General features: G+C 70.6%; 13 protein-coding genes and 1 tRNA gene. 12 read left to right on the plus strand and 2 right to left on the minus strand.

The genetic code is table 11. The features are described 5' to 3' along the window. Positions 1–140: 140 nt before the first annotated feature. Both ACGF12_RS19520 and ACGF12_RS19525 read right to left on the minus strand, forming a co-directional pair. Entirely contained in the window at positions 141–770 is a 630-nt protein-coding gene (locus ACGF12_RS19520) for a hypothetical protein (protein WP_393031203.1), read from the minus strand. A 200-nt stretch (positions 771–970) separates the two neighbouring features. Continuing rightward, entirely contained in the window at positions 971–1,798 is an 828-nt protein-coding gene (locus ACGF12_RS19525) for a hypothetical protein (protein ID WP_393031204.1), read from the minus strand. A 592-nt stretch (positions 1,799–2,390) separates the two neighbouring features. On the opposite strand from ACGF12_RS19525, the gene ACGF12_RS19530 reads away from it, so the two are divergent. From ACGF12_RS19530 to ACGF12_RS19585, 12 genes are all read left to right on the plus strand, one after another. Then, a complete protein-coding gene (locus ACGF12_RS19530; protein WP_393031207.1) occupies positions 2,391–3,191 on the plus strand; it encodes a transglycosylase family protein in 801 nt (266 codons plus the stop codon). A 251-nt stretch (positions 3,192–3,442) separates the two neighbouring features. Next, positions 3,443–3,796, plus strand: coding sequence for a transglycosylase family protein (locus ACGF12_RS19535; protein ID WP_393031210.1), 354 nt, complete (start codon positions 3,443–3,445; stop codon positions 3,794–3,796). Positions 3,797–3,840: 44 nt separating this feature from the next. Next, positions 3,841–4,530 (plus strand): alpha-ketoglutarate-dependent dioxygenase AlkB family protein, encoded by a 690-nt coding sequence (locus ACGF12_RS19540; protein WP_393031328.1) that lies wholly within the window; start codon positions 3,841–3,843, stop codon positions 4,528–4,530. Positions 4,531–4,700: 170 nt separating this feature from the next. Continuing rightward, positions 4,701–5,561 (plus strand): acyl-CoA thioesterase, encoded by an 861-nt coding sequence (locus ACGF12_RS19545; RefSeq protein WP_393031213.1) that lies wholly within the window; start codon positions 4,701–4,703, stop codon positions 5,559–5,561. Positions 5,562–5,755: 194 nt separating this feature from the next. After that, positions 5,756–6,544, plus strand: a complete 789-nt coding sequence (locus ACGF12_RS19550) for a DUF1684 domain-containing protein (protein WP_393031216.1) — start codon at positions 5,756–5,758, stop codon at positions 6,542–6,544. 307 nt (positions 6,545–6,851) lie between these two features. Continuing rightward, entirely contained in the window at positions 6,852–8,102 is a 1,251-nt protein-coding gene (locus ACGF12_RS19555) for an MFS transporter (RefSeq protein ID WP_393031219.1), read from the plus strand. Positions 8,103–8,237: 135 nt separating this feature from the next. Further along, positions 8,238–8,311, plus strand: a tRNA-Pro gene (locus ACGF12_RS19560). Between the two features lie 525 nt (positions 8,312–8,836). Beyond that, entirely contained in the window at positions 8,837–10,021 is a 1,185-nt protein-coding gene (locus ACGF12_RS19565; RefSeq protein WP_393031222.1) for a hypothetical protein, read from the plus strand. A 41-nt stretch (positions 10,022–10,062) separates the two neighbouring features. After that, the gene (locus ACGF12_RS19570) at positions 10,063–10,974 is read left to right on the plus strand and encodes an endonuclease domain-containing protein (RefSeq protein WP_393031225.1); all 912 of its coding nucleotides are present in this window, start codon (positions 10,063–10,065) and stop codon (positions 10,972–10,974) included. A 323-nt stretch (positions 10,975–11,297) separates the two neighbouring features. Then, on the plus strand, positions 11,298–12,938 hold the full coding sequence (locus ACGF12_RS19575) for a hypothetical protein (RefSeq protein WP_393031228.1): 1,641 nt from the start codon (positions 11,298–11,300) through the stop codon (positions 12,936–12,938). Then, the gene (locus ACGF12_RS19580) at positions 12,935–13,678 is read left to right on the plus strand and encodes a hypothetical protein (protein ID WP_393031231.1); all 744 of its coding nucleotides are present in this window, start codon (positions 12,935–12,937) and stop codon (positions 13,676–13,678) included. The genes ACGF12_RS19575 and ACGF12_RS19580 overlap by 4 nt, the downstream gene beginning before the upstream one ends. 1 nt (position 13,679) lies before the next feature. Continuing rightward, a complete protein-coding gene (locus tag ACGF12_RS19585) occupies positions 13,680–18,278 on the plus strand; it encodes a hypothetical protein (RefSeq protein ID WP_393031234.1) in 4,599 nt (1,532 codons plus the stop codon). Positions 18,279–18,344: the final 66 nt, after the last annotated feature.

The raw sequence follows: 18,344 nt of genomic DNA on the forward strand, positions 1-18,344 counted from the left end.
GGTGGTGGCGGGGCCCTTTCGGTGTTCCGGGTGCGGTTCTCCGCGTGCCGCTTTACCGGGGGCGTTCGTGCGGGCGCCGTTCTCAGGGGGTCTCAGGGGGGCTCAGGGGGACGTTTCCACGGGCGCCGTTCCTACGGGCGTCAGTGGTGGTCGCCGGTGCGGCCCGGGGGGAGGGAGAGCATCTGACGGTGGCGGCCGCCGGTGGACGGGGTGTCGGCGAGGCCGACGGTCGTGCCGAGCGTCGGGGAGGGGGCCGGGGGCGGCGCGGGCACGGCGTGCGGCACCGGGCCGAGGTAACCGGCGGCGACCCAGCCCTGGCCGTTGGTGAACTGGGCGCCGGGCGGTGCGGCCGGGGCGGCCTGGCCGAAGCCGTCGCTGGTGGGAGCCGCGGTGGGAGCGGTGGTGGGGACGGCGGGCTCGGGGTGGGGGTGCTGGTGGGAGTACTGCTGCTGGGCCGGCAGGAACTGGGGGAGGCCGGGCACCTGGCCCGCGTAGGTGTGGAAGGACTGCTGCTGGGGCGCGTAGGGGCGCTGCTCGCCGAGTCGCGGATAGCCGTCGCGGACCGCGAAGCCGGTGAACTTCAGGTCCTCCTCGCCGGAGCGGTCCCCCGGCAGGGCGCGGAACAGCCGTCGGTACTCGGAGTACAGCTCGTCGTAGATCGGGGTCGTCGAGTGGGGGTGCTCCGCGTCGTACGACGGGCGCATGTTGGGGATCGCGCGGGGAGTGGTGGCGGACCGGCCGGAGGGCGCGGAGACGTCGTAGCTGTACACGTAGGGGCCAACGAGTGAGAGGCGGCGGGGATGCGGGCCGTTCGGCGTACGGCGGCGCCTGGGGGTGTTCCCGGCGCCGGGGCTGAGCGGCGGGGTCTGAGCGATGGGGTCTGAGCGATGGGGGCGGGCCGGGCCCTGGATGGTGGCCGCTGCCGGGTCGGTCCGGCAGCGGCCACCATCCGGCGCGTCGGAGCAGCCGATCAGGTGCCGGCGAGCGGCAGGGAAGCGGCGACCACCTGGCCCAGCGCCACCGCCCGCTCCAGCGCCTGGCGCAGCAGGTCCTCGCGGGGCTGACGGCCCACCATGCCGGCCGGCACGGCGTACATCGTCACCTCGGAGAGCTGACTGGCCGCCATCCGCCAGGCGTCGGTGACCTGGAGCGGCTGGTGCGCCTGCCACCATCCGGTGCTGCCGCCGGCCGCGGCGGGCTGCAGGATCGCGTGCAGCTTGCCCATCGCGACCAGGACCGACCAGCCGGGCAGCTGGTCCGGGGTCTCGTCGAGGTCGGTGACCCGCTGGAAGCCGGCGTCCTGGAGGAGGTCGAGGAACTCGTCCTCGCCGGAGGTGCTGCCGGGGCGGCCGACCGGGCCGGTGGGCTCGACCACCAGCGAGGCGTGGCCGACCTTGCCGTGCAGGACCAGCCCGCAGGTGATGCCGAGGATGGCGGCCTGGCCGGGCGCGGTCGGCTGGGCCAGGGGCTCGGTGGGGGCGGCCGGGGCGGGGACGGCGAGGTGCGGGGCGGCGGCGGGCTGGGTCTGGCTGATGCTGCGGACGGCGCCGGCCAGCTGCTCCTCGGAGACCGGGACCACCTGGGAGGGGATGCAGCGGGAGTGCGCGAAGGCGAGGACGGCCGTCTCCTCACCGACGAACAGCACCGTGCTGGTGGGGTCCGCGTGGGTGTTGCCGGGGGTGCGGCAGGAGGTGCATTCGTAGCTGTCGGGGGCGCGGCCGCCGCCGAGTAGGCGGTCGGCCTCGTCGTCGCCGATCTCGGACCGGACCTCGTCGCTGACGTCGAGCATGCGCGGCACAGGGTCTCCTCGGGTGGATGCGGATGGTGTTCGGGGGCGGACACGGGGAGGTCGACATGCCCAACGGGCCCTTGTGTCAGGCGTCACGGGTGCTCGTCGAGGCTGACGGGAATTGCCCCGGATCCGACCGCGCCACGTGTTCTCCTGGTCGCAATCTGTCGATGTCGGTGACAGGACTGCCGGAATGAAACCGTGAGGTGAGTCACGCCACCTCGGTGTTTGATCTAGGAATCAATGGCCAAAACGGACATTTCGGTCAAGATTGCATGGCTATTACCGCCGGTAACCCTTCGCTGAGCTGGGCAGACCGGTGGAGTTTTGGTTTCCCCGCCGACCGGCTCGTAGCTTCTTGGGCGGCGCAACGAGCGCCACCCGGGCTCACCCCCGACGCACAGCCCCCCGGCTCAGGCCGGGCGCGGCAGGTGCCCGCCGACGCGACCGCTCGAACAGGTCGTCGGCGTGCGGCTGGGTGGCCGGGGCGGCAGCGGCACGTCCGACACGTGCACGGCCGCCCGACGGACGCGGCAAGCGAACGCGGCCCTCTCCAGGGCCTGGTTCCGCATGCCCGCCCGGGGCTGTCGAGAGGAACCTCATGACCTTCCGTAACGAGAACGCCGCTGCCACCACCTCCGCCGCCACCAAGCGCAACCGCGTTCGGATGGCCGTCGTGGCGGGCGCCGCTGTCGCGGCCCTGCCGGTGGCCGGCCTCGTCACGGCCACCTCGGCCTCCGCTGCCCCCGTCTCCACCTGGGACGCTGTCGCCCAGTGCGAGAGCGGCGGCAACTGGGCCATCAACACCGGCAACGGTTTCTACGGCGGTCTGCAGTTCACCTCCAGCACCTGGGCCGCCTACGGCGGCACCGCCTACGCCGCGCAGGCCAACCAGGCCACCAAGGCGCAGCAGATCTCCGTCGCCGAGAAGGTCCTCGCCTCGCAGGGCCCCGGCGCCTGGCCGGTCTGCTCCGTCAAGGCGGGTCTGACCAAGGGCGGCGCCCCGGCCGCCGTCGACACCTCGGCGGGTTCCGGTGCCGCTGCCGCCAAGCCGGCGCAGACCCCGGCGCCGAAGGCCGCCGCGCCCAAGGCCGCTGCCCCGAAGGCCGCTGCTCCGAAGGCCGCTGCTCCGAAGGCCGCCGCCCCGAAGGCCGCCGCCCCGAAGGCTGAGGCTGCGCCGAAGGCTGACGCCGCGTCGAAGAACGACGCCGCCAAGTCCTGGACCGGCTCCAACGCCGCCAAGCCGGCGGCCAAGGGCAGCTACACCGTCAAGTCCGGTGACACCCTGAGCTCCATCGCCACCGCGCAGGGCCTGGACTGGCACGAGCTGTACAAGAACAACGCCAAGGTCGTCGGTGGCAACCCCGACCTGATCTTCCCCGGTCAGACCCTGAGCATCTGAGGCTCGGGCTTCCACGCGACCTGTCGCTCTCGGGCTTTCGCCTCTCGGGCTTCGGCGCTCGTGCTTTCGCCGCTCGGGCGGTGATGCTCGGGCTTCGGCGCTCCGAATCTGACGGCCGCTTCTCCGCTGTGCGGGGGAGCGGCCGTCGGCGTTCTCGGCGTGTCGGGGTGGGTGGGGGGACGGGCTGTCTAGGGTCGGCTGCCGTGCCGGAATCGTCTGACGAGCGGGTTGGGGGAGTCGGGGTACTACGGGTGGGGGTCGCTGTCGCGGTGGTGATGGTCGTCGCCGCGGTGGTGGTGATGGTCGTCGTCTCGGGCGGTCTCCGGGCCGGTGCGGCGATGCGGGTCGCCGACCTGGTGTGGGACGGGCTCGCCGAGTGCGAGAGCGGCGGCAACTGGCAGGCGAACACCGGCAACGGCTTCTACGGCGGGCTGCAGATCCGGCCCTCCACCTGGGAGGAGTCCGGGGGCCTGCACTTCGCGGACCGGCCCGACCGCGCGAGCCGGCGGGAGCAGACGACGGTCGGGGAGGAGATCCTGCGGCAGCAGGGGTGGGAGGCCTGGCCCTCCTGCGCGCGGGAGTTGGGGTTGATCGGCGGGGCGTAGGCGGGTGGGCTGCCGTCCGGGTGGTGGGGGAGGATGGTGGGGTGATCCAGGGCGAGCTGTTCGGTGACCTGCCCGGGGGCTCCGCGGCCCGGGAGCGCGTCGAGCCCGCGCCCGGGGCCGTGCTCCTGCCCGGCTGGCTGGACCCCGACGCGCAGCTGAGCCTGATCGCCGCCTGTCGGGAGTGGGCGCGCCCGCCGGCCGGGCTGCACGCGGTGCGGATGCCGACGGGCGGGGTGATGTCGGTGCGGATGGTCAGCCTCGGCCGGCACTGGTACCCGTACGGGTACGCGCGGGTCGCCGAGGACGGTGCGCCGGTCAAGCCGTTCCCGCCGTTGCTCGGGGACCTGGCCCGGCGGGCGGTGGCGGACGCGTACGGGGAGCGGGTCGGCGAGATCGCGGGAGCGGCGGCGTACGAGCCGGACGTCGCGATCGTCAACCACTACCCACACGGCGCGAAGATGGGCCTCCACCAGGACCGCGACGAGCGGACGGACGCGCCCGTGGTCTCGCTCTCGCTCGGCGACGGCTGCGTGTTCAGGCTCGGGAACACCGAGACCAGGACTCGGCCGTGGACGGATCTGGAGCTGCGCAGCGGGGACCTGCTGGTGTTCGGCGGGCCGGTCCGGTTCGCGTACCACGGGGTGGTGCGGACGCTCCCCGGGACGGCGGATCCGGGGCTGGGGCTGGTCGGGCGGCTCAACATCACGGTGCGGGAGTCGGGGTTGGCGGAGTAGGGGCCCGTCGTGAGGTGTCCGCGTCGTGAGGTGTCCGTCATCTGTGCGCATGATCGATTACTCGTTCGAGTGAATTGGTCGGTCGGGCCCGGTGCGCGGGAATGACCCGGGTCGCCGGAGAATTCGATTGAGCTGGAGAATCGATCGAAGTCCTGAGAGGGAGCGCGCGCATGGGTACCCCCGTCGACGACCTTGTGGATCTGCTCGACCTGGAGCAGATAGAACTGAACATCTTCCGCGGGCGCAGCCCCGAGGAGGCACTGCAGCGCACCTTCGGCGGCCAGGTCGCCGGACAGGCGCTGGTCGCGGCGGGGCGAACGGTGGAGGGCGGGCGTCCCGTCCACTCGCTGCACGCGTACTTCCTGCGCCCCGGGGTGCCCGGCGTGCCGATCGTCTACCAGGTCGACCGCATCCGCGACGGCCGCTCCTTCACCACCCGTCGGGTGCTCGCCATCCAGGGCGGCCGGTCGATCTTCGCGCTCACCGCCGACTTCCACAGACCGGAGGAGGGCGGCATCGAGCACCAGTACCCGATGCCGGCGGTCCCCGCCCCCGAGAAGCTGCCCAGCGCCCTGGAGGAGGTCGGCTCCCGGCTCGGCGAGCTGCCCCCGTTCATCAGCCGCCACCAGCCCTTCGACATCCGCTACGTCGACCGGCTGCGCTGGAGCAAGGAGGAGCTGGCGGGCGTCGAGGCGCGCAGCGGCGTGTGGCTGCGCACCAACGGTCCGCTGCCGGACGACCCGCTGATCCACGTCTGCGCCCTCACCTACGCCAGTGACATGACGCTGCTGGACGCGGTCCGCGCCCCCGTCGAGCCGCTGTGGGGCACCCGGCACTTCGACATGGCCTCACTGGACCACGCGATGTGGTTCCACCAGCCGTTCCGGACCGACGACTGGCTGCTCTACCAGCAGGAGTCCCCGATCGCCCACGGCGCGCGCGGCCTCGCGCGCGGGCAGATCTTCGACCGGAACGGGCAACTGGTGGTGTCGGTGGTGCAGGAGGGCCTGTTCCGGCCGCTGAAGGGCTGAGCTTCGGGTGTTGCCGCCGTATTGCTCCTCCTTGCGGTCCCGTTGCAGTCTGCTTGCGGTATCGGCGGCTTCCCGGGAGCGGGGAATGATCCGGCCCGGCGGGCGGTGTTGTGGAGGATGAGGTTGTCGAGGATGACCGAGACGGACGGCTCGAACGGCGGGCCGCCCGCAGACCGGACCGGGAGGGTTGACCGATGACGGCGACGGCAGCGGAGGACTGGAAGCACTGGAGCGACAGTCGGGCGGCATCGGTGAGCGCGCCGCACGGCCAGCTCGCACTCACCGGCACGCACTGGCTGGAGCCCGAGCCCGCCGAGGTCCCGGGCCTGCCCGGGCACTGGTGGGCCGACGCCGAGGGCGTCCGGGTACGGGCGGCTGCGGCCGACGGCATCAGCGTCGCAGGCGCGAACGGGCCGGTGGACGGCGAGGTGCTGCTGCGCCCGGACACCGACCGGGCCGCCGACACCGCCGTCCTCGGCGACCTGCTGCTCGTCCCGATCGAGCGGGAGGGCGAGCTCGCCCTGCGGGTGTTCGACCCGGCCGCGCCCGGCCGGGCCGCCTTCGCGGGCATCTCGGCCTACCCCTACGCCCCCGAGTGGGCCGTACCCGCCGTCTACACCCCCTTCGACGACGAGACGCAGTCGGTCGTCGTCCCGAACGCGGACGGCAAGGACCGCCCACTGGCCGTCACCGGCAAGATCGAGTTCACCGTGGCCGGCGAGCACCGCACGCTGACCGTCGGCCGTTCCGGCGCGCGCCTCAGCGGCGTCATCGCGGACGCGACCAGCGGCGTCGACACCTACCGCTTCCGCTTCATCACCCTGCCGGTGCCGGACGCGGAGGGCCGCACCGTTCTGGACTTCAACCGGGCCTACCTGCCGCCCTGCGCCTTCGCGGACCACTTCATCTGCCCGTTCCCGCCGCCGGGCAACCGGCTGGACTTCGCGGTGGAGGCGGGGGAGAAGCAGGTGCTGACGCGGTAGTCCGGCGGGGGTTCGGCGGGGCGGGGCGCCGGGCGCCGGGCGCGGGGTGCCGGGCGCGGGGTGCAGGGCGCGGGGCCGACCCGGTGTCCGCGCTGGTGTCCGCGCCGGTGTCCGACCCGGTGTCGGCCCCGGTGTGGAGTGGGTGAGGGGCGGGGCGGAGCATGGGGCTGTGTCGACCAATCATCCTGCCAATTCAGCCACCGATGCCGCCCCGCCCTCCGAACCCGCTCCATCGTCCGACCCTGCCCCGCCCTCCGACCCCGTTCCGTCAGCCGATTCCGCTTCGTCGTCCGGACCGGCCTCTGAGGTGGTCGTGGGGCCCGCGCCCTGGTACCGACGGGCCTTCGCCGATCTCAGCCCGCTTCGCGACCACCCCGACTACCGCCGGGTCTGGTTCGGGCAGGTGGTGTCCTCCATAGGCCAGCAGATGACGGCCGTGGCCGTTTCCGTCCAGATCTACGCCATGACCGGCTCGGCCTTCGCGACCGGCCTGGTCGGGCTGTTCTCCTTCGTCCCGCTGGTCGCCTTCGGCCTGTACGGCGGCGCGATCGCCGACACCGTCGACCGGCGCAAGCTGGGCCTGATCGGCTCGGCCGGCCTCGCCGCCGTCTCCGCCGTCCTCGCCGTCCAGGCCATCGCCGGGCTCGGTCTGGTCGCCGTCCTCTACGCGGCCGTCGCCGTTCAGGCCGGGTTCTTCGCGCTCAGCTCGCCCGCCCGCTCCGCGATGATCCCCCGGCTGGTCCCCAGCCACCAGCTCCCGGCGGCCAACGCCCTGGCCACCGTCAGCATGAACCTCGGTATGACCGTCGGCCCGATGCTCGGTGGCGTCCTGATCGGCGCCTACGGAGCCCAGGCCGCCTACCTGGTCGACACCGCCGCCTTCACCGGCACCCTCTACGCGATGTGGCGCCTGCCCGCCATGCGACCGCTCGGTGAACGCAAGGGCCGCGCCTCCGTCCTCGACGGGCTGCGCTTCCTGCGCGAGCGGCCCAACCTGCGGACCAGCTTCCTCGCCGACCTGGCCGCGATGATCTTCGGCCTGCCGCGTGCCCTCTTCCCGGCGATCGCCGTCACCTTCTACGGCGGCGACGCCCGCACCGTCGGCCTGCTGGTCGCCGGCCCCGCCGTCGGCGCCCTGATCGGCGCGCTGTTCTCCGGCTGGGTCAGCCGGGTCCACCGCCAGGGCGCCGCCGTGCTCGCCGCCGTCTCCGCCTGGGGCCTCGCCATCGCCGCCTTCGGCGCCCTCCACAACCTCTGGCTCGGTCTCCTGCTGCTCGCTGTGGCCGGCTGCGCGGACACCATCAGCATGATCTTCCGCAACACGATGATGCAGGTCGCCGCCCCCGACGAGATGCGCGGCCGCCTCCAGGGCATCTTCACCGTCGTCGTCGCCGGCGGCCCCCGCCTCGGCGACTTCGAGTCCGGCGCCGTCGCGGCCCTCACCAGCCCCGCCACCTCCGTGATCACCGGCGGCCTCGCCTGCGTCGCCGCCGTCCTCCTCCTCGCCGCCCGCCGCCCCGCCTTCCTCACCTACGACGCCCGCCACCCGACCCCCTGACCCACCCACCCCAAACCTGGCAGCGAGCACCCCCCGACGTGCTGTATTGTTTTCCACGTCGCCGGGACAACCGGAGACAAGGTCGAAAAGCCACCCGGCTGAGCCCCCCAGGCCCCGCCGCACGGCACGAGACCACGGGACGTGGCGCAGCTTGGTAGCGCACTTGACTGGGGGTCAAGGGGTCGCAGGTTCAAATCCTGTCGTCCCGACGTGAGTCGGAAAGGCCGTTGGCCGGGAGAAATCCCAGGTCAGCGGCCTTTCGCATGACGCCCCGTCAGTGAAACGAGCCACCTGCGAACACCCCTAAACGATCTTGCTGGGGACCAGCTGGGGACCAGCGCGCTCCCGACGGACCCTGCAGGCCCGCTTCCAGAGACCCGCTGGCCGAAGGCCCACCTGTCCCTACCCCGCCACAATAGCGGCGGAACCAGCGGCAGGAACACTTCGTTCCGGGAATTCCTGCGCTGCTCCGGTGCCGCCCGCTCGGCGAAATTCCCGGCAGGCCAGGGAATCGACGCCCGCCCTGGTGATGACCGACGTCCGACTTCGCCCCGGGAGCTGGAAGTTCACCGCCCCGGCAGGCCGGAATGCCGACCGACTCGGTAAATCCGGTCCCATTGCTGGTGCCGCGCACCGTTGTTGACCCTCCACAAGGACGGTCCGGGGAGCCGAGCTTTTGCGGCAACGGCCGGCGGGCCGGCGAGGCTGTCGTAGGGCGGGCCTAGGCTTCGCCCATGAGTACGGTGCACGCCAGGGTCTGGCGCTTCACGGTCGAGAAGGGGTCCGCCGGCGCGGAGGCGGTCCAGGCGGTCGAGGTGGGCCAGGGGCCTCTCCCGGTGTCGCTGGCCGCGCTGGTGAACATCAATGCCCTGGCCTGCGACCTGCGCCGCACGATCGACCAGCGCGTGCGCAACCACGAGATCAGCCTGCTCCTCAGCTACTTGACCGGCGATGTCGGCGCGGGGCTGCTTGGGGTCGACTGCGGTGCGCTCGACTCCAGCTCCCTCCACATCCGACGCTTCGTCAGCGAGTGCACTGGGCTCGGCGTCATGACCGCCGCCAGCGAGACCCTCTTCGACTGGAAGTCCGGCGTGAACGGGCTCAGCAGCTTCGACGTCCTACCCGACAAGCTCGTGGGGGTCTACGGGAAGTCCGGCGTTCGCCCGGATCTGCTCTACGACCTCGCCGCTGGTCCGGTCGCCGGTGAGGCGCGCGGTCGGCGTCGCGATGCTGAGCCCATGCTTCCGGTGGCCAAGGGGACCGCGGCACAGAGGAGGCGGCTGGAGAAACTCGCGACCTGGTCGGCGGAGCACGGTGGCCACGACTACTTCATGAGCTGGGTGTGGCTCGGCACGGGCGGCGTCTACGTCGACATATTCCTGCCCGAGGACTCCCCGGCCATGGCGGGCCTGAAGACCGGGTGGATCGAGAAGCCTGGAAGTCAGCAGCCCTGGCACTTCCGCGTCCCGCGGCCTGACCCCCGTCGACCGGTGCAGCTGGATTCGGAGGGTGACATCGACCAGCCCCTTCTCCTGAGGAAGCGGGGCGCGGATGCCCAGGACGGGATGGCAGGCGAAGAGGCGTCGCCGGCCGACCGCGCCCGGCGGATGATCGAAGGGGCGATGGACCGTGCCTTTGAGCAGTCGCGGATGGACGAGGTGGGCAAGCTCGACGGAGTGCCGGTCTGCGGTACCTGGATCCGGGCCGAAGCCGCCGGCTCGGCACGCCACAAGGTACTGGTCGGGGTACTCGGCGAGCACGTCCAGGTGGACCTCCGCGCCCAGCGCCGCCGCATGGCCGCAGAGTCGGGAAACCGGCTCGACCTGTTCCTCGAAGGCCGCCTGCTGACTGTCGTGCACCCGGTGGGTGAACGGCTGCCGAGTTGGCGGCGGATCGCTGAGGAAGCCGTCGGAAGGTAGGCAGCCCCTGAGGGCTGCACACAACGGAGGAGAAGAGCACGATGCCGGACTCGTTGCCCGACGGCACCCAGCAGCAAGAGCCGACCTCCCCTCAGGGCAGTGAAGGGCCTGCGGCGGAGCAACTTCAATTCCTCGTAGGTGACTTTGCCGAGCGTCGCAGGCTAGCCATCCTGTGGGCGTGGGCACTCAACCCGTCCGGGCTTGAGCGCGCCTTGGAACGGGTCCGACCTGGCGATGTCTGCACGAAGCGGCAGATGGCATCTGAGGCCCCATCGGAAGCCGTGCTCGGCGACGATGGCCGGTTCCACGTCCGTGGCTCGCGGATGCTCTGTTCGATTCCTGAGCGCGGGATGCCGGAGTGGGTGGCACCTCGTGAGGGCTGGGAGCGGCCCCGGCCAGAACCATCGGCAAGCTGGCGGCACGAGGCGCAACTGCGGTGGTGGGTCGACGAGGCGGGACGGGCGCTCCGGACAGCCAGTCAGGCGATCACCGATCCGAACGTCCGGGAGCTGACGGCGGTATGGCATGTCACGGCGCCGGACGGCGCCGGCGTAGATCCGGGATCGGTTCCCCTGTCTCAACGCTGCCCTATCGCACCGGCCTACCTGTGGCCGCCGGCCAGGTCGACCAGCCCGATTGGGATACTGCGGAGCCGACTGGCTTCGAGGTTCGGCCCCCGCTGTTCCCTCTGCGGCGTTCTGCCCGGCTCTGTGGTTGACCATGATCATTTCGACGGCCTGGTGCGAGGTCTGCTCTGCGGGGTGTGCAACACCGGCCTGGAATCCTGCCTTCATGTGGACCGATGCCCGCGTGCCCTGTACCTCAACGATCCCCCGGCCGCTGCTCTCCGGTTGACTTACCCGAGCGCACGCAAGACCGTCAAGGAGTTGCGGCACGCCGAGCGCAGGATCGCCGCGCTTGGGTTCGATCCGTTCGAGCTCCTCCGTTCGTAGACGTGACGAGGAGGTGCCCGCATGCCGGGCTGGGTGGCGCTGACCGTAGCCGCTGCCGGTGAGGGCGCCTGCAGCTCGAAATGCCGTCCGGTTCGCGCGCGGCCGGCGACAGGTTGTGGTAGGCGCTCGAACCGTGTGACCGCACGGCCAGTTCGCTGTACGCCCTTGGCAGTTGATGCGGCACTCCGTGCATCACCTGCGCCTGGTGGAGCGGGGCGCCGACTGGCGCAGAAAGTAGTTCCATCGCATGAATGAGTCCGAGTGGGTGATTGATTCGCCGTGTTTTAGTCCGATTTGTCGGACTGTGCTGCTGCACTCGGAACATGACAAGAACACGAGATGCCCGCCCGGGAGATCCACCTTCTTCCGGTGCGGACGAAGCGGATGCGCTGGTTGAGCGACTGCTTGACCGTGAGGAGCGTCGACTGCTCTCCGCGGCGGCGCAGCGGGAGGACAGCGACAACTGGTTCGGCCTGGTCGCGGACGCGGGCTTTGTCCGGCGATGCACGGTGTTGGCGCGTGCAGCCCCGTTGCACCGGATCGACCAGCGGCAGGCGTGGCAGCAGTTCCCTGACGACTTGTACGACCCGCGCGCACTGGCGCTGGCAGCTCTGGAAGCCGTCGTCAGTCGGCAGGGCATGGAGCTGGAGGCTACGACCGAGGAAGTGGTCGAGTACCTGGCTTCGCTTGCACAGGCCGCCGCGCCGGAGAGCAGCGCCGAGGAGCACGTTGCCGTTGCACGGTTTGTCGTGCGCGAACTGCTCAACGACCACGGCGGTGGGGCGGAGTTCTCGATTCCCTACAGCGACTACCGCCAGGGACACAGCCGCGGGGAGCTGTCCTTCAGGTTCCTTGAGGAGGCGTTCGGCCGGCACGGGCAGGCGGTGCTGAAGGCCAGCGCATCGGCGGTGAACCTGCTGCTGGTTGGCCTGGACCACGATCTGGAGGATCAGCAGGCCGCCAATGACGCGATGCTCCGGCGGCAGGTGTCAACGGGGCGCTGGGGCCGGGCCGAGGAGAGCGCGGCGCAGAGCCTGAAGCTCTCACTGCTGTACGCCGAACAGGTCCGGTCACTGCTGGCCGAGACCGAGCGCGATGTGCGCTCGGTGGACTGGGACGTCCGTGTCCCAGCGCTCCTCGGCTCCTCGCGGGCGCACCTGATGGAGCGGCAGGCCGTCGAATGCGACCTGATGGAGTGGATGCGCCAGGCACGCAACGACGTCGACGACGCCGAGGTGCGCCGGACCTGCGTGAGGATCCTGCACCTCCTGGAACGGGCCCACTTACGGCACACCCAGCTTCTGGAGCGGGTGATCGGGGCCCGGCCCGCGTTCCTGAGAGCCCAGTCGGACCAGTGCTTCAAACCCGTGCCCCGACTCTCGGTGATCGGCCTCCAGGAGGACCTGCTCGATCCGCTGCTTGAGCTCGGGGCGGAGCAGGCCGAGCAGGTGGCGGCCCTGTTCGCCGACGCCTGCGGCGGCCCGATCGTCACGCGCAAGCCGCGGCTGCGCGACTTCTGGGAGCTGCTGCTGGCACCGGTCCGTGAAACTCGCGAGTCGTTCCCGGACGACCCCGTGGACCTGATCACCGACGAGGACGAGGACAGCCTGGGGTACGCGGCCCAGGACTTCGCCGCAGCTCGCCGCCTGCTGGAGCAGGCACTGCAGGGCCCGGTGCGCCTGTCGGTGCTCCTCGCACAGGCGGAGAAGTCCGATCCGGCCGTCGCCGACATCCTGGCGCTGTGCGTTCTGCGTGCCTTCGCCCCCGACGCCGAAGAGGACGAGGTCTGCTCCACAGACCTGGCGGACCTCCTGGAGGAGCGCCTGGTGGTCCTGGCCGACGGCTCCACCTTCGATCTCGGGTTCATGACCGGCACCGACCTGCTGCTGGTGCCGGCCGCGCCGCTGATTCCCGACCCCGTGAACCCGGACAGCACGCCCACCGCCGAGGAGGCCACCACATGACCGCACCGACCACCGCCGCCCCCGACCTCACAGACGCGTCAGCGCTGGTGGGATTCGGGCTCCAGCCGCGCCTTCGACCTCTCCAGCACCCGCGCTACCGAGACCTCGTTCAGCGCTGCCGGCTCGACCGCACCTTCAGAACGGCAGTCGAAGCCTTCGCCGACGGCCTGGAGATGGACCTGATCGAAGTCCACCCAGTGGAAGGCCTGGTGCTCCACCCCAGGCATGGCTCGCTCTTCACCTTCCGGCTCATGGACCACCCGACCCTCAAGAGCGACCAGCGCCTCGTCCTCGGCCTGGCCCACGTGGGCATCGCCGCGCGCGTCTACCCCTTCCCGGCCGATCTGGAAGAGGACACCGTCAAGCGAGTCTCGATCGACGAGGTCGACGGGTTTCTGCGACACCTCGTCAAACGGCTTCAGGACGCAACCCGGGACAGCGACGGCCTGGCCCTACCGCACGCGGGCCTCGACGCCGCCTGGCGCTGCTACGCCAAGCTCACGCCGGGCCGGCCCACCCCCACCGGCCGCCTCAGCCAGTCGAGCAGCCAGAGATGGATCAGAGACGCCCTCGACTGGCTGGTCGACCAGGGCATGGCCTACAACGCCGAGAAGGACCTGGGCGCCGGCCACTTCCGGCTCGCTCACCGCTTTCGCCTGCAGGTCCGTGAAGCAGCGGCCGGAGCCGCCTTCGCCCTTCTGAGCGACATCCGTCGCGCCCAACTCGTAGAGGAGGACTGACATGTACTGCGTACGACGTGTTCGGCTCGACAGCATCGGCCACCGCTCCGCCCGCTTCGGGTCGCTCATCCTCGACCTCACCGGCGGCCCGAGCACCGTCGATGGAAGACCGCTCACCTCGCAATCGGTGGTGGACGCCATCCTCTGGCTGCGCAACGGCGGAGGGAAGTCGAGCCTGCTCGCCCTCCTCTTCAGTCTCCTGCTGCCCGCCAAGGTCGACTTCATCGGTTACGCGGATGACAAGTCCCTCGCCGACTACATCCCGGACGGCAAGGTCTCGCACGTGCTCGTGGAATGGGAGGATACGGAGCACCCGGAAGCGGGCGCGACGCTGGTCACCGGCGGCGTCTACCAGTGGCAGGACGGCCAGTGCCCGGCCGATCCGAGCGCAGGATGGGACCGCCTGATCCGGCGCTGGTACCTCTTCCGGCCGGCCGCTGGAATCCTCGACCTGGACTCGATCCCGATCCGGCACGACAACGGACAGCTCAGCCAAAGCAGCTTCCTGCGCGCGATCGAGGAGACCCACAAGGCGAACCGCCACGTACGGCTGGTGGTCGCGAAGGAGCAGTACCAGTGGGCCGAGCAACTGCAGCAGTACGGCCTCGATCCCCAAGTGTTCAAGATCCAGCGGGAGATGAACAAGGGGGAGGGCGGAATCACCGACCTCTTCCGCTTCACGACCTGCGAGGAGTTCATCGACTTCCTCATTGACATGGTCGTGAACCCGGCCGGACCAACCGCGGCACGCGGCGTACTTACCGAGCACGCCGACAAACTCGCCACTCGCCCGGCCCGGGAGCTGGAGGCGCGCTTCCTCGGTGAGGCCACCCTGCGCCTTCGGCCGGTGCAAAGCTGCACCGCTGAACTCGTCGCAGCCCGGCATCAGCTCGAACAGCACGTCCAGGTCGCCGACAGAGCGTGCGAACACATCAGGACCCGGGCCGAACAACTCCGACAGCAAGGTCAGACCACCAGCACGGAGGCCGACCAGGCCCGGCAGGACCATCGGGAAGCCAAGGGCCAGGCGGCAGAGGCGGGGCGCCGGGTGGCCGTGCTGGCTGCGGAGGAAGCGCGCTGGTGCGTCGAGGATGCGGCCCAAGCCCAAGCCATGAGCGCCGGGGCCGTCGCCGGTGCCGAACTGGAGAACGCAGCGTGGAAGGCCGTGGAACCGCTGCTCGAACTGAACGCCAGGAGCCACGAGCTTGAGGAGACCCGCGAGCTGCTGGCCCGCCGCGACCAGGAGCAGGCCCCTCTGCACCAGGCGCTCGAACGGGCCGGCCTGGCCCTTCACGCCGGGCTCACAGCAGCTGTCGCGCAGGTCACCACCGAGCTCGGCGATGCCAAGTCGGCCCAGGCCAGCGCCAAAGCGGCAGCCAAGGACGCCCAGCAGGACCTCCTGGCAGCCCGGTCAGCGGAGACGCTGGCCGACAGCCGGCTCACGGAAGCCATCAAGCGGCTCGGACAGATCCACGAGCGCGTGCGGGCTGCACGCACGGACGAAACCCTCCAGAGCGACGAGGAACCCGCCCACGCCCTGCAGAGGCTGCACGACCTCGACCGCGACACCACGGAGCAGCTCCACCGCCACCAGGTCCAGGAGGAGCAGGGCCGCACCCGCAAGGCAGAGATCGCGTCCGAGCGAGCAGCCAACGCCACCACCCTCGGAGAGATCCGCGAGCGCCACACGGCCGTCTGGGACCAGATCACCTCCCTGCAGAGCCAGCGCCGCGACCTCGAGGACGAGCCCCGCCTGAAAGAACTGACAGGCACGGGCGACGAGACCCGGCTGGATCTGGATGGCGTCGGCACCGACCTCGTGGCACTGGTGATGGAGCAGTTCCACGCCGCGGACACGACCCTCGCCCACGAGCGGGCGGCAGCCGCGCAGGACGAACGCGTACGCGACGCCGTCACCGAAACCGGGCACCTACCGGCCTCCTGGGACATCGAACAAGCCGTCAAGAGCCTGCAGGAGCTGGGAGCGCCCGCCATTTCCGGCCTCCAGTTCCTTCGCGAGACCTTCCCCGCGCACCGGCACGACGAGATCATCGAGACCATCCCGCACCTCGTCGGCGGCATCGTCCTCTGTGGCCCCGTACCCGGAGATGACCTGGCAGCGCTCGTACGGCGTGCCAACGTAGCCCCCACCTCCGTCGTAGCCGTCAGCATCGACACCCAGGCACGACAACTCCTCGCCGACGCTCCAACCGGACGGAGCATCGTCCTCCCGATCCATCCCGGAACCATCAGTCCACAAGCAGCCGAGGACGAACTCCAGCGCGTCACCCGCAGACTCGACAGCCTGGCCGACCGGCTGCGCTCCATCACGGAGCGCCGGGAAGCGGACCGACGGCTCGCACAACGGCTCACCGACCACCTCGCCGAGTTCGGCCCGCTCCCGCGAGCCGCGCTCGAAACCACCTTCTCCCGCCTCGACGCGCGGCTGACCGCCGTCCAGGACCGCGAGCGCGACCTTGCCCGCGAGGACAAGGAGACCGAGTCAGCTCTGCACCACACAGCCCAGCAGATCAAGCACTGCAACAGCGAACTGCTGCGACTGGCGACCCTGCTTCCGCGGGTACGTGGACTTGCCGCGGACACCGAGGCGATTCCCGGCCTGGAGACGGAGGTCGAGGACGCTCACGAGGAGATCGCGAGACAGCAGAGTGCCGGGCAGGAATGCCGGCGCCGCAACGACGAAGCCCAGGAACACGCGAGCGCCTACGCGGTCACCATCCAACGCTGCACCCACAGCCTTGGATCCCGGCGGAAGGAACTCGCCGCAATCCGAACCCACTTGCCCCAAGACGCGCTTCGCGAGGACGCCGCCCCGCCGCCCACTGGGAAGGGCACCATGGCGGCCGTCGAGAAGCTGCGCGACCGTTGGAACCAGGCCTGGCACGACTGGAAGGCCGGTATCAGCGACGACGGGCTGCAACAACGCCTCGAAGCATGCGAAGCCGCCATCACCAAGCAGACCGCTCTGCTGGAGCACACCAGTATCGCAGCCCGCGAACGCGCCGCGATCATTGTCACCGGAGCGGATGCCGCCGAGCCCCAGCGACGATCCCACTGCCTGGAACTCGCGGAGCAAGCACTGGTCAGCGCCCGCGACACCCAGTCCCAGGCCAACCTCCTTCACCGGCAGGCAACCGACCAGCTCAGCGCGGCCCAGCGAGCAGTTCAACGGCTTGTCCCTCCGCTCGCCGCCATCACCTGCGGCAGCACGCTCGAGGCACAGCAGGCGCTCCGCGAAGCCCGCCAGACGGCCAAGCAGAACGAGGCCCGCATCCACGAACGCGAGCTGGCAGCCGAGCGACTCCAGCGCGAAGCCGATGCCGCTCACAGCAGAGCAGAGCAACTGCTCCAGACAGTGCAGACGGTGACCTCGACCGCCGACCGCTACCGAGAGGTGCCGGCCCCCGACGGATCCGACCGCACCTACCTCACCGCCGATGCGCTCCTGCACGACCAGTACCAGCTCACCGCACACACTGCCCGATCCCTGACCCCCGAGCAGGCACGCGACCTCCAGACCGCACTGACCACGAACCTCGACGACGCCGGCCGCACCCGCGACCGCGCGACCCGCGCACTCGACCGCGCAACCCGCAGCGTCGAACTCCTATCCCAGCAGCCCGAGTACACCCAGGTCGTCGACGGGCGACTCCTCACCCGCCTCCAGCACGACCTCGCCGCCCCAGCACGACTGGCTCAACTCCTCAACGACATCCAAGACCGCGAACGCATGGTCAACGACCAGCTCGCCGAACTCGCCGAGGACCAACTCATGGTCGTCCAGACGTGCGTGACCCTGGTCAAGGCAGTGCTCGACGACCTCAAGGAGGTATCCCGGCACTCCCAGCTCCCGCACGGACTCGGACGCTGGTCCGGCCAGCGATTCCTCGGCTTCGAGATCCGCCACGAACCCGCGGACGACGAACTCGCCCGCCGAATCTCCGCAGAGATCGACCGACTCATCTCAGCACTGCCCTCCGGCTCCACCGGCAAAGCCAGCGCCCTCCCGGAGGCCATCACCCTCACGAAGCGACTCGTCCTGGCAGCCCTCGGCGGACACGGAAACGTCCTCGCGAAAGTCATCAAGCCGACCCAAAACCTGGACACGGTCGAACGCGACTCCGTCACAGAGATCAGGAAGTTCAGCGGCGGCGAACTCCTGACCGTCTCCGTTCTGCTCTACTGCACCCTCGCCAGAATGAGAGCAGCCCAGCGCGACCGGAAGGCTCCCGGCGGCGTTGGCACCCTCATCTTGGACAATCCGTTCGGCAAAGCCAACTATCTGCCGTTCATCGGCCTTCAGCGGCGCGTAGCCGAAGCCCACGGCATCCAGCTCGTCTACACGACCGGCACCAACGACCTGCCGGCCCTCGGCCGCTTCCCCCTGATCATCCGACTGCGCAACGGCGTCGACGCCCGCACCCGAAACCGCTACGTCCAGATCGCAGACCGCTACGGCGACACGGTGACCCAAGGACTCACCCGAACCGACACCGACACCATGACATCAGCACGCCTGCTGCGCCGTACCCGCCCCGCCCAGGACGGCCAGCAGCGCGCAGCGGGGGAACCGGCGTGACACCAGCGGATCGCATGGCCGCACTCCTCGAACAGCAGACCCGCCAGCGCGTCGACTTCGACGCGC

It is taken from the genome of Kitasatospora sp. NPDC048296 (genome assembly GCF_043201815.1).
Taxonomy (GTDB): Bacteria; Actinomycetota; Actinomycetes; order Streptomycetales; family Streptomycetaceae; genus Kitasatospora.